At 74.0% G+C, this 12,063-nt stretch carries 12 protein-coding genes; 8 read left to right on the forward strand and 4 right to left on the reverse strand.

Going from position 1 to position 12,063, the window contains the following annotated elements; genetic code table 11:
* The first annotated feature begins 95 nt into the window (after positions 1–95).
* The 3 genes from ACWEV0_RS22420 to ACWEV0_RS22430 all read left to right on the forward strand — a co-directional run bounded on the left by ACWEV0_RS22420 (position 96) and on the right by ACWEV0_RS22430 (position 2,446).
* Positions 96–557, forward strand: coding sequence for a GNAT family N-acetyltransferase (locus ACWEV0_RS22420; protein ID WP_453151161.1), 462 nt, complete (start codon positions 96–98; stop codon positions 555–557).
* Between the two features lie 68 nt (positions 558–625).
* The gene (locus tag ACWEV0_RS22425; protein WP_453151162.1) at positions 626–1,204 is read left to right on the forward strand and encodes a histidine phosphatase family protein; all 579 of its coding nucleotides are present in this window, start codon (positions 626–628) and stop codon (positions 1,202–1,204) included.
* A gap of 69 nt (positions 1,205–1,273) precedes the next feature.
* Positions 1,274–2,446 (forward strand): methyltransferase, encoded by a 1,173-nt coding sequence (locus ACWEV0_RS22430; RefSeq protein ID WP_453151163.1) that lies wholly within the window; start codon positions 1,274–1,276, stop codon positions 2,444–2,446.
* Here ACWEV0_RS22430 and ACWEV0_RS22435 read toward each other — a convergent pair.
* A complete protein-coding gene (locus tag ACWEV0_RS22435; protein ID WP_453151164.1) occupies positions 2,433–4,034 on the reverse strand; it encodes an ABC-F family ATP-binding cassette domain-containing protein in 1,602 nt (533 codons plus the stop codon). The genes ACWEV0_RS22430 and ACWEV0_RS22435 overlap by 14 nt on opposite strands.
* Before the next feature lie 315 nt (positions 4,035–4,349).
* Between ACWEV0_RS22435 and argC the strand changes: the two genes are divergently transcribed.
* Genes argC through ACWEV0_RS22460 form a run of 5 tightly spaced genes read left to right on the forward strand, consistent with a single transcriptional unit; the run spans position 4,350 to position 9,222 of the window.
* A complete protein-coding gene (gene argC, locus ACWEV0_RS22440) occupies positions 4,350–5,378 on the forward strand; it encodes an N-acetyl-gamma-glutamyl-phosphate reductase (RefSeq protein WP_453151165.1) in 1,029 nt (342 codons plus the stop codon).
* Positions 5,375–6,541 (forward strand): bifunctional glutamate N-acetyltransferase/amino-acid acetyltransferase ArgJ, encoded by a 1,167-nt coding sequence (gene argJ / locus ACWEV0_RS22445; RefSeq protein ID WP_453151166.1) that lies wholly within the window; start codon positions 5,375–5,377, stop codon positions 6,539–6,541. Before argC ends, argJ begins: the two co-directional genes overlap by 4 nt.
* Complete coding sequence (gene argB, locus ACWEV0_RS22450; RefSeq protein ID WP_453151167.1) at positions 6,538–7,485, forward strand: acetylglutamate kinase; 948 nt, start codon at positions 6,538–6,540, stop codon at positions 7,483–7,485. The genes argJ and argB overlap by 4 nt, the downstream gene beginning before the upstream one ends.
* A complete protein-coding gene (locus tag ACWEV0_RS22455; RefSeq protein WP_453151168.1) occupies positions 7,482–8,678 on the forward strand; it encodes an acetylornithine transaminase in 1,197 nt (398 codons plus the stop codon). Before argB ends, ACWEV0_RS22455 begins: the two co-directional genes overlap by 4 nt.
* A 7-nt stretch (positions 8,679–8,685) precedes the next feature.
* Positions 8,686–9,222: an arginine repressor gene (locus tag ACWEV0_RS22460; RefSeq protein WP_403796947.1), complete on the forward strand. Its 537-nt coding sequence runs from the start codon at positions 8,686–8,688 to the stop codon at positions 9,220–9,222.
* Positions 9,223–9,236: 14 nt separating this feature from the next.
* Here the strand turns inward: ACWEV0_RS22460 and ACWEV0_RS22465 are convergent, their stop codons facing one another.
* The 3 genes from ACWEV0_RS22465 to ACWEV0_RS22475 form a co-directional block, all read right to left on the reverse strand.
* Positions 9,237–9,917: a L,D-transpeptidase family protein gene (locus ACWEV0_RS22465; protein WP_453151169.1), complete on the reverse strand. Its 681-nt coding sequence runs from the start codon at positions 9,915–9,917 to the stop codon at positions 9,237–9,239.
* A gap of 38 nt (positions 9,918–9,955) precedes the next feature.
* Positions 9,956–10,561: a pyridoxamine 5'-phosphate oxidase family protein gene (locus tag ACWEV0_RS22470; RefSeq protein WP_453151170.1), complete on the reverse strand. Its 606-nt coding sequence runs from the start codon at positions 10,559–10,561 to the stop codon at positions 9,956–9,958.
* Positions 10,562–10,698: 137 nt separating this feature from the next.
* Entirely contained in the window at positions 10,699–12,042 is a 1,344-nt protein-coding gene (locus ACWEV0_RS22475; RefSeq protein ID WP_453151171.1) for a hypothetical protein, read from the reverse strand.
* Positions 12,043–12,063: the final 21 nt, after the last annotated feature.

Here is a 12,063-nt window from a genome sequence, read left to right on the forward strand (position 1 = left end):
GCCGTCCCGGGTGCCGCCCCGCCCCTTGCCCGGACGCGACCGCGCCCGTGGCAAATTCACCTGACACGGGACCGCGGTCCTGGAACCCTGCGCCCATGACCGACATCATCGACCCCGCACCCGCCGCCGGACCTGTCATGCACGGGGCGTACGAGATCTCAGCCGACCCCGCCCGCATCGACGCCGACGTCGTCCACCGGTGGCTCTCCACCGACGCGTACTGGGCGCTGGGCCGATCCCGGGAGAAGCAGGACCGCGCCATCGCCGGCTCCCTCAACTTCGGCGCCTACGACACGGAGACCGGCGCCATGGCCGCCTACGCCCGGATCGTCACCGACTACGCCACCTTCGCCTGGCTCTGCGACGTCTACGTCGACCGCCCCGCCCGCGGCACCGGACTCGGCACCGCGCTCGTCGCCGCCGTCCGCGACCACCTCGCCCCGGTCGGACTGCGCCGCATCCTGCTCGTCACCACCGACGCCCACGGCGTCTACGAGAAGGTCGGATTCACGCCACTGCAGAATCCGGACAAGTGGATGGCACTCGGGCAGCAGTGACCGCCTGACCGGGCCGGCCCCGCCGACAACCCCTTGACCAGCGGCGCCACCGGCCTCACGATCCCGCCATGGGTCTTCGGGTCACGCTGGTCGCGGCGGCACGCAGCTCCTCCCTGCTCGCCGAACGCTTCGACGACGACCGGCCGCTCGACGAGGCCGGCTGGTACGAGGTGCAGCTCGCCGCGCCACGGCTGATTCCGCTCGGCGCGGCCGAGCTCCGCTACTGCTCCCCGACGCCCCGCAGCCGCGCCACCGGCACCGCCCTCGGCTACGCGCCGCTCGCCCAGCCGGCCCTCCGCGACTGCGACATGGGCCGCTGGCGCGGCCTCACCCTCGCCGAGGTCGCCGCCCTCGAACCCGGCGCCGTCGACACCTGGCTCAGCGACCCGCGCACCGCCCCGCACGGCGGCGAGACGCTGCTCTCCTTCATCACGCGCGTGGGCGGCTGGCTCGACACCCGGCCCGCCGACGACGGCGTCGCCATCGTGGCCGTCGCCGAGCCGGCGGTGGTGCGCGCCGCCCTCGTCTACGCGCTGAAGGCCCCGCCCGCGACGTACTGGAACGTGGACGTCCGCCCCTTGTCGACGGTGACCCTGACGGGCGGCCCGGGCGTGTGGCACCTGCAGCTGGCGGCGGCCGTCTCGTAGCACCGGCGGGCGGTGGGTGGCCCGAGGGCCGTCCGTCATGCGCCCCGCACCGGCTAGCCTGGTGCCACGATGAACCGTTTGACCACGTCATGGGGCACCTTCCCGCTCACCCGCCACCCGGCAGACCCGCGCGACCCGCTGCGTGCCTGGGACGCGGCCGACGAGTACCTCCTCGACCACCTCGCCGAGACCGGCACCGACCTCTCCGGGACCGTCGTGGTCGTCGGCGACCGCTGGGGCGCCCTCGTCACCGCGCTCGCGGCGGCCGGGGCCGGTGAGCTGGCGCAGATCTCCGACTCGTACCTCGGACGCACCGCGACCGCCGAGAACCTGGCCCGCTCGGGGGCCGCCCCCGAGGCCGTGCGCCTGCTCACGACGCAGGACCCGCCGCCCGAGCGTGTCGACGTGCTCCTCGTCCGCGTCCCGAAGAGCCTGGCGCTCCTGGAGGACCAGCTGCACCGGCTCGCCCCCGCCGTGCACGAGGGCACCGTGATCGTCGGCACCGGGATGGTGAAGGAGATCCACACCTCGACGCTGGGCCTGTTCGAGACGATCCTCGGCCCGACCCGGACCTCCCTCGCCGTGAAGAAGGCCCGGCTGATCCACACGACGCCGGATCCGGCTCGCGTACGGGACGCCAATCCCTGGCCGTACGCGTACGAGCTGCCGGGCGACGCCCCGGGCCGGCTCGCCGGGCGGACCGTGGTCAACCAGGCCGGCGTCTTCTGCGCCGACCGCCTCGACATCGGCACGCGGTTCTTCCTGCAGCACCTCCCGACCGGTCTCGGCTCCGCCCGGGTCGTCGACCTCGGCTGCGGCAACGGCGTCGTCGGCCTCGCGGTCGCCCTCGCCGAGCCCGACGCGGAGCTGCTCTTCACCGACGAGTCGTACCAGGCCGTCGCCTCCGCCGAGGAGAACTTCCGCAACCACGCGGGGGAGGGGCGCAAGGCCGAGTTCCGGGTCGGGGACGGGCTCGCCGACGCGGCGCCCGGCTCCGTGGACCTGGTGCTCAACAACCCGCCGTTCCACAGCCACCAGGCGACCACCGACCGCACCGCCCGCCGGATGTTCGCCGACGCCCGCCGGGCCCTGCGGCCCGGCGGAGAGCTGTGGGTGGTCGGCAACCGGCACCTCGGCTACCACGTCACCCTGCGGCGGATCTTCGGGAACAGCGAACTCGTCGCGAGCGACCCGAAGTTCGTGATCCTCAGGGCTGTGAAGCGGGACGTCAGGCGAGGGTGACCAGGTCCCGGTAGCCCTCGTTCCACAGGTCCTCCGCCGCGTCCGGCAGCACGAGCACCCGCTCCGGACGCAGCGCGTCGATCGCGCCCTCGTCGTGCGTGACCATGACGATCGCGCCCGGGTACGTGCCGACGGCGGCCAGGACCTCGTCGCGCGAGGCCGGGTCCAGGTTGTTCGTCGGCTCGTCGAGGAGCAGGACGTTCGCGCCCGAGTGGACCAGGCCCGCCAGCGCGAGCCGGGTCTTCTCGCCGCCCGACAGAACCCCGGCCGGCTTGTCGGCGTCGTCGCCCCGGAACAGGAACGCGCCGAGGACGCGACGAACCTCGCCGTCGTCGAGGTGCGGGGCGGCGGCGGCCAGGTTCTCGCGGACCGTGCGGGCCGGGTCGAGCGTCTCGTGCTCCTGCGCGAAGTAGCCGAGCCGCAGCCCGTGCCCGTGGACGACGCGGCCCGCGTCCGGCGTCTCCTGCCCGGCCAGCAGACGGAGCAGCGTCGTCTTGCCCGCGCCGTTGAGCCCGAGCACGACAAGGCGGCTGCCCCGGTCCACCGCGAGGTCCACCCCGTCCAGGACCGGGCGCCCGCCCCCGTACCCCTTGGTGAGCGACACCGCGCCCAGCGGCGTACGGCCGCACGGCGCCGGCTCCGGAAGGCGGATGCGGGCCACCTGCTCGGTGCGCCGGACCGCCTCCAGGCCGTCCAGGAGGCGGTCGGCGCGGCGCGCCATGCTGCGCGCGGTGACCGAGGTCGACGTGCGGGCCTTCATCTTCTCCGCCTGCGCGTGCAGCGCCGCCGCCTTGCGCTCGGCGTTGGCGCGCTCGCGGGTACGGCGCCGCTCGTCCGCGTCCCGCTGCGTGAGGTAGGTGGCCCAGCCGGTGTTGTGGACGTCGACCGTCGCGCGCTGCGGATCGAGGTGGAAGACCCGGTTGACGGTGGCCTCGATCAGTTCGAGGTCATGGCTGATGAGCACCAGACCGCCCTGGTGGGCGGCGAGATGGCCGCGCAGCCAGGCGACCGAGTCCGCGTCCAGGTGGTTGGTCGGCTCGTCGAGCAGCAGCGTGCCCTCCCGGCCGTGGCCCGCGAACAGGATCCGGGCCAGCTCGACCCGTCGCTTCTGCCCGCCGGACAGCGTGCCGACGGGCCGGCCCATCACGTCGGCCGGCAGCCCGAGGCCCGCGGCCACCCGCGCCGCCTCGGCCTCCGCCGCGTACCCGCCGCACGCCTCGAACGCGGCCTCGGCCCGTGCGTACGCCGCCATGGCCTTGTCGTCGGCGGCCGCGGCGAGCCGGTCGGCGGCCTCGTGCAGCCTGCGCACGGCCACGTCCATTCCCCGCGCGGACAGGATCCGGTCGGTGACGGAGAGGTCGGGGTCGGCGGCGCGCGAGTCCTGCGCCAGATGCGCGACGGGACCGGTGCGCGTCACGCGCCCGGCGGCCGGCGCGCGCAGCCCGGCCAGGGTGTGCAGCAGGGTGGTCTTGCCGGCCCCGTTGCGGCCGACGAGGCCGATCCGGTCGCCGGGCGCGACGGTGAAGGAGATCTCGGACAGCAGGAGACGGGCGCCGACGCGCACGTCGACACCACGGATGGTGATCATGGGATGACGCTCCGAACAAGCTTGAGGACACACGGGTGGCGTGGAAGCGGGTCCTGTAGCTAGGAGATTCGGGGCGTAGACATGGGATCGAGGGTACGAGGGAGGGGCGTCGGCCGCATCCGCTTTTCGCCGGAGCCGCCGCCGCGCGCCGGCGCGGCCCCGCGCCGAGACGGTGCGGCGGCCCGAAGACGGCCGGGCGGCCGGGATGGTCGGCCGTCGGTCCGTTGACGCCCGCCGCCCGGCGCGACGTGACACCGGGCTTTGCATAAAACTGCGAGAGCTCGTATAGTCATGCCATCTATGAGGAGGGTTTCGATGACGGTACGAGCAGCAGTCGCGGGCGCGAGCGGATACGCGGGCGGAGAGCTCCTGCGCCTCCTCCTCGCCCACCCCGAGGTCGAGATCGGCACCCTGACCGGCCACTCCAACGCCGGTCAGCGGCTCGGCGGCCTCCAGCCGCACCTGCTGCCGCTCGCCGACCGGGTGCTCGCCGAGACCACCCCCGAGGCCCTCGCCGGCCATGACGTCGTCTTCCTGGCCCTGCCGCACGGACAGTCCGCCGCCGTCGCCGAGCAGCTCGGCCCGGACGTCCTCGTCGTCGACATGGGCGCCGACTTCCGGCTCGAGGACGCGGCCGACTGGGAGGCCTTCTACGGCTCCCCGCACGCCGGCACCTGGCCGTACGGCCTCCCCGAACTGCCGGGTGCCCGCGCCGCGCTGGAGGGGTCCAAGCGCATCGCGGTGCCCGGTTGCTACCCCACCGCCGTGTCGCTCGCGCTCTTCCCGGCGTACGCGGGCGGGCTCGCCGAACCCGAGGCCGTGATCGTCGCCGCCTCCGGCACCTCCGGCGCCGGCAAGGCCGCCAAGCCGCACCTGCTCGGCAGCGAGGTCATGGGCAACATGTCCCCGTACGGCGTCGGCGGCGGCCACCGGCACACCCCCGAGATGATCCAGAACCTCAGCGCGGCGGCGGGCGAGCGGGTCACCGTCTCCTTCACGCCCACCCTCGCGCCGATGCCCCGCGGCATCCTCGCCACCTGCTCGGCCACCGCCAGGCCCGGCGTCACCGCCGAGAGCCTGCGCGCCGCGTACCAGAAGGCGTACGCCGACGAGCCGTTCGTCCACCTCCTCCCCGAGGACCAGTGGCCGGCCACGGCCTCCGTCTACGGTTCCAACGCCGTTCACGTGCAGGTCGCGTACGACGAGGCCGCCAACCGGATCATCGTGATCAGCGCCATCGACAACCTCACCAAGGGCACCGCCGGCGGCGCGGTGCAGAGCATGAACATCGCCCTCGGACTCCCCGAGGACACGGGACTCTCCACGATTGGAGTCGCTCCATGAGCGTCACCGCAGCGAAGGGATTCACGGCCGCGGGCATCGCGGCCGGGATCAAGCAGAACGGCAATCCGGACCTGGCCCTCGTGGTCAACACCGGGCCGCGCCGCGCCGCCGCGGGAGTCTTCACCTCCAACCGCGTCAAGGCCGCCCCGGTCCTCTGGTCCCAGCAGGTCCTCGCCGACGGCGAGCTGACCGCCGTCGTCCTCAACTCCGGCGGCGCCAACGCCTGCACCGGCCCGCAGGGCTTCCAGGACACGCACGCCACCGCCGAGAAGGTCGCCGAGGTCCTCACCAAGGCAGGCCGTGAGACCGGCGCCGGCGAGGTCGCCGTCGCCTCCACCGGTCTCATCGGCGTCCTGCTCCCCATGGACAAGCTGCTCCCGGGCGTCGAGCAGGCCGCGGCCGAGCTCTCCGAGCACGGCGGCGAGAAGGCCGCCATCGCCATCAAGACCACCGACACCGTCCACAAGACGTCGGTGGTCCAGAAGGACGGCTGGACCGTCGGCGGCATGGCCAAGGGCGCGGGCATGCTCGCCCCCGGCCTCGCCACCATGCTCGTCGTCCTCACCACCGACGCCGACGTCGACGCCACCGGCCTCGACGCGGCCCTGCGCCACGCCACCCGGCTCACCTTCGACCGGGTCGACTCCGACGGCTGCATGTCCACCAACGACACCGTGCTGCTCCTCGCCTCCGGTGCCGCCGGCGTCACCCCGGCGCAGGACGAGTTCGCCCAGGCCGTCCAGGACGTCTGCGCCGACCTCGCCCGCCAGCTCATCGGCGACGCCGAGGGCGCCAGCAAGGACATCCGGATCGAGGTGATCAACGCGGCCACGGAGGACGACGCCGTCGAGGTCGGCCGGTCCATCGCCCGCAACAACCTGCTCAAGTGCGCCATCCACGGCGAGGACCCCAACTGGGGCCGGGTGCTCTCAGCCATCGGCACCACCTCCGCCGCCTTCGAGCCGGACAGCCTCAACGTCGCCATCAACGGCGTCTGGGTCTGCCGGAACGGCTCCGTCGGCGAGGACCGCGAGCTGGTCGACATGCGCTACCGGGAGGTCGTCATCACCGCCGACCTCGCCGCCGGGTCCGAGACCGCCGTCATCTGGGCCAACGACCTCACCGCCGACTACGTCCACGAGAACAGCGCCTACTCGTCATGAGCGATCCCAAGAACCCGGGCGCGAACCCGGCCGCGCGGAAGCACACCGCCCTCCCCAAGGCGCAGACCCTCATCGAGGCGCTGCCCTGGCTCACCCGCCACCACGGCAAGACGGTCGTCATCAAGTTCGGCGGCAACGCCATGATCGACGAGGACCTCAAGGCCGCCTTCGCCCAGGACGTCGTCTTCCTGCGCCACGCCGGCCTCAAGCCGGTCGTCGTGCACGGCGGCGGCCCGCAGATCAGCGCCGCGCTCGACAGGCACGGCATCGTCAGCGAGTTCAAGGCCGGCCTGCGCGTCACCACCGAGGAGGCCATGGACGTCGTACGGATGGTGCTCGCCGGCCAGGTCCAGCGCGAGCTGGTCAACCTGCTGAACCAGCACGGTCCGCTCGCCGTCGGCCTCACCGGCGAGGACGCCCACACCATCACCGCCGTCAAGCACCTGCCGGAGATCGACGGCGAGACCGTCGACATCGGCCGGGTCGGCGAGATCACCCACATCGACACCGGCGCGATCGAGGCCCTCCTCGCCGACGGGCGCATCCCCGTCGTCTCCTCCATCGCCCGCTCCCAGGACGACGACCATGTCTACAACGTCAATGCTGATACGGCGGCTGCGGCACTCGCTGCTGCGCTGGGCGCCGAGACACTGATGGTGCTGACCGACGTCGAGGGCCTCTACGAGGACTGGCCCAACAGCGACGAGGTCATCAGCCGGCTCACCGCGAGCCAGCTGGAGAAGCTGCTGCCCGAGCTCTCCAGCGGCATGGTCCCCAAGATGGAGGGCTGCCTGCACGCCGTCCGCAACGGCGTGCACACCGCCCGGGTCATCGACGGCCGGGTGCAGCACTCGATCCTGCTGGAGATCTTCACCGACGAGGGCATCGGCACGATGGTCGTGCCGGACGGGACGACGGACGGGACCAAGGGGGACGCGAAATGAGCAACCAGGACCTGACCCAGCGGTGGCAGGGCTCGCTGATGGACAACTACGGCACGCCCCGGCTGCCGCTCGTCCGCGGCGAGGGCGCCAGGGTCTGGGACGCCGACGGCAACGAGTACCTCGACTTCGTCGGCGGCATCGCCGTCAACGCCCTCGGCCACGCCCACCCGGCCGTCGTCGACGCCGTGTCGAAGCAGATCGCCTCCCTCGGCCACGTCTCCAACCTCTTCGTCGCCGAACCCCCGGTCGCCCTCGCCGAGAAGCTGCTCCAGCTCTTCGGCCGGCCCGGCAAGGTGTTCTTCTGCAACTCCGGCGCCGAGGCCAACGAGGCCGCCTTCAAGCTCGGCCGGCTCACCGGCCGCCGGCACATGGTCGCCACCACCGGCGGCTTCCACGGCCGGACCATGGGCTCCCTCGCGCTCACCGGCCAGCCCGGCAAGCAGGGCCCGTTCCAGCCGCTGCCCGGCGACGTCACGCACGTGCCGTACGGGGACGCGGACGCCCTGCGCGCCGCCGTCACCGAGGAGACGGCCTTCGTCATCATCGAGCCCGTCCAGGGCGAGAACGGCGTCGTCGTCCCGCCCGCCGGCTATCTGAAGGCCGCCCGCGAGATCACCCGCGCCACCGGCACCCTGCTCGTCCTCGACGAGGTGCAGACCGGCGTCGGCCGCTGCGGCACCTGGTTCGAGCACCAGGCCCACGAAGGCGTCGACCCCGACATCGTCACCCTCGCCAAGGGCCTCGGCGGCGGCCTCCCGCTCGGCGCGACCGTCGCCTTCGGCCCGGCCGCGGAGCTCTTCACGCCCGGCCACCACGGCACCACCTTCGGCGGCAACCCGGTCGCCTGCGCCGCCGGACTCGCCGTCCTGGACACCCTCGGCGGCGACGCCGTCCTCGACGAGGTGAAGCGGCTCGGCGAGAAACTGCGCGACGGAATCGAGGGTCTCGGCCACCCGCTGGTCTCCCATGTCCGTGGCTCGGGCCTGCTCCTGGGTATCGTGCTCACCGAGTCCCTCGCGCCGCAGGTGCAGCAGGCGGCTCAGGACGCCGGTCTCCTGGTGAACGCGCCCGCCCCCGATGTCGTACGGCTCATGCCGCCGCTGATCGTCGGAGACGCGGTGGTGGACGCCTTCCTGCGGGCTCTGCCCGGCGTCCTCGACGTGGTGTACGGGGAAGGACGAACCGGAGAATGAGACGACGATGACCGACGCGCAGGAACACGAACACGCCGGGCCGTCCGTTCCGCAGACCCGCACCGCCCGCCACCGCAGGATCGTCGACATCCTCAACCGGCAGCCGGTGCGCTCGCAGAGCCAGCTGGCCAAGCTCCTCGCGGACGACGGACTGAGCGTCACCCAGGCGACGCTCTCCCGCGACCTCGACGAGCTCGGCGCGGTGAAGATCCGCAACACGGGCGGCGAACTGATCTACGCGGTGCCCAGCGAGGGCGGCTTCCGCACCCCGCAGGCCCCGCTCGGCGAGTCCGCCAAGGAGGAGCGGATGCGCCGCCTCTCCGGCGAACTGCTGATCTCCGCCGAGGCGTCCGCCAACCTGGTGGTGCTGCGCACCCCGCCGGGCGCCGCCCAGTTCCTCGCGTCGGCCATCGACCAGGCCGAACTGAACGCGATCCTCGGCACGATCGCGGGTGACGACACGCTGCTGCTCATCTCCCGCGACCCGACCGGCGGGCAGGCGCTCGCCGACCACCTGCTGCGCCTCGCGCAGAAGGAGCGCTGACGCGGCCCAGCCGCTCAGTACCGCGTGATCGCCGTCGGCCCGCCCCGCGTGCCGACGGCGATGTGCGGCCGGCGGGCCGGATCCGCCCAGGCCAGGATCCGGCGCATCGCCTCCGCCGGCACGGACACACAACCGGCCGTCGCCCCGCGCCCGTTCACGTGCAGGAAGATCCCGGCGCCGCGCCCGCGCACCGGACGGGCGTAGTTGAAGCCGATGACGAGCGCGTGCGCGTACTGCGTGCGGTACGCCGACAGGTGCTCCGCCTCGGCGGCCCGGCAGTCCCGGGGCAGCCCCTCCACCCAGCGGTTGTACGAGGCCGACGCGTTGTCCTGGCACCACCAGGACCGCTCGGTGACCCGCGCGTACCCGTACGCCGTCCCGGCGGGCGCGGGCGCGGTCCCGAAGGCGTACGGGAGCCCGTAGAGCCCGGTCGGCGTGGTGTTCGTGCCCTGGCGCCGGGTCGTCCCCTCGGCCAGCCCGTTCGCCCCGAAGCGCGCGGGCGCGGATCCCGCCCTGACCCACCGGCCGCCGCGCCGGTCCCACCAGGTGAGGGTCCCGGCCGTGGTGCCGGTGTCCGCGGCCTCGGCCGTGATCAGCTGCGAGCCGCCGCCGGTGTGCGCCATCCGCGCGGGGAGGGGAGCGGGCGGCTGGGCGAGCGGGAACAGCAGCGCGCCGAGCGCCAGAAGGGTACGCATGGCGGCGACGCTAGGCGCCCCGACAGGGCTCCGCCACGCTACTGACCCGGGCGGGGGAGCGGCGGCAGCGGGAGCGGCAGCGCGGGCAGCCCGTCCAGGCTGGTCGCCACGTGGTCCTTGCGGGCGCAGTACGCGTCGAACTCCTCCTCCGTCTTGCGGTTGAAGTAGTCCGCGTGCAGCTGCCGGTCCTCCTGGTACTCCATCAGCGGCACGGCGTAGCCGCAGGCGTCGCTGACCCGCCGGGCGTGCACCACGACGATCGCCCGCACGCCACCCTGCCCCTCGACCGCCTCGGCCGGGAAGCGGGCGAACAGCCCGGCGAAGCGCGGGTCGTCCCGGAGCACCACCTCGCCCGTGCCGTGCACCCGCACCACGGTCGGCGGCCCGGAGAACGCCGTCCACATGAGCGTGATCCGCCCGTTGCCCGGCTCCCGCAGATGCGCCAGCGTCTCGGCGCCGCTGCCACCGAAGTCCACGTAGGCCAGGGTCAGTTCGTCGAGCACGACGAGCGTGCCCTGGCGGCCCTTGGGGGAGAGGTTCACATGGCCGTCGCCCGCGAGGGGCGCGGTGGCGGTGAAGAAGACCGGCTGGGCCTCGATGAAGGCGCGGAGACGTCCGTCGATGCGTTCATACGTTTTTCCCATGTGACGGATTATCGGTTTCCCCGGCCGTGCGCTGCGGGCCGTTTCACCTGTCGGGCGCGGCACCATCGGCACCGCCCGGCTGCCGGCCCGGCGTTCGCCCCGGAGGACGCGCGTGGTGCTCGGCGCGGTCAGCCGCGTCATCTGCTCCGCGACGGGGTGCGGCCCTCCTCGACGCCGAGTGCCCGTCGCACCCGCGCCCGCAGCACCGGATCCGGGTCCGCGAGGAGCCGCCGGGCCGTCTCCCGGTACGCGGCGGAGCCGTGCTCGCGCAGCAGCCGCAGCGCCCGGACGCGGACGTGCACCGGCCGGCCCGGCCGGGTGCGGCGCAGCAGCTCCGCCTCCGGCAGTCGGTCCGCCCACGGCAGCAGGGCCCGCGCCGCCTCCCGTACGACTCCGGGCGCGGGGTCGTCGAGCAGCGGCAGCAGCCGGGTGAAGTCCGCCTCGAAGGCGCGCAGGCCCATGACGGCGGAGGCGCGCACCGGCGCCCGCTCGTGCCCGGCCAGCTCCCACAGCACCGTCACGTCCTCCTTCCGGTCGCCGCACTCGGCGAGCCCGAGCGGCGCCCGGTCGGGCACGGTCGCCGGATCCGCGCAGGCGGCCCGGTAGAGCGGCAGAGGATCACGGACGTCCTGGCGGAGCGTCCAGCGGGCGCAGGCCCGTACGAGACCCGACCGGTCGTACAGGAACGGCTCCGCCTCCGCAGCCCGGCCGGCCTTCCGCAGCGCGATCACCCCGGCCGAGCGCACCGCGCCGGAGCGCGCGCCGAGCAGCAGCGGCAGCGTCTCGTCGGGCACGCCCACGGCGAGCGCGGCGTCGGTGGCCCGGTTCCGTACGGCCGCGTCGTCGTCGTACGCGGCGATCCGGGCCAGCTCGCGCGCGCCGAGCAGGCCGCGCTCGATCGCCACGGCGAACGCGAGTCGTCGGGTGGGGCGGTCCCGGTTGAGGTAGAGGGCGGTGACGGTGGCGGGCGGGACGGAGCGCAGGGCGTCCTGGAGGAGGGCCACGCCCTCGCCGCCGCGCAGTCGGCCCTTCAGTCGGAGGATCACCGGGGCGGTCGTGCCGAGGGTGGCGGCGTCCGCAACGGGCAGGGCCGCGGCCAGGACCTCACGGGCCCGGTCCCGTACCGGAGCGGCCCAGTCGGTGGCGCGGACGGCGACCAGGGGCAGGACGGCGGGGCGGCGGGCGGCGTGCGGCAGGGCGGCTTCGCGGATGAGGCCGCTGGGGTCGCACAGGGCGAGGGCGAGCTGCGCGTCCGTGGGTGCCGGGGCGCGCAGGGCGGCCCGCACGGCGGCGGCGAGGCGGCTCGTGCTCAGCCAGGGATGGGCGGGCCGCTCGATCTCGCCGTAGCCGATCGCGACGCGGATGCCCTCGTCGAGGGCGGTCCACGCGCCGGGGTGGGTGGTGTCGATGACCCGGGCGGGCTGCCGCCCGCGCGCGAGCCCCCGTACCGCCGCGTCCAGCGGCTTCTCCTCGCGGTTCATGCACGGAGCCTAGGGCTCGTA

The organism is Streptomyces sp. NPDC003943 (assembly GCF_053605265.1).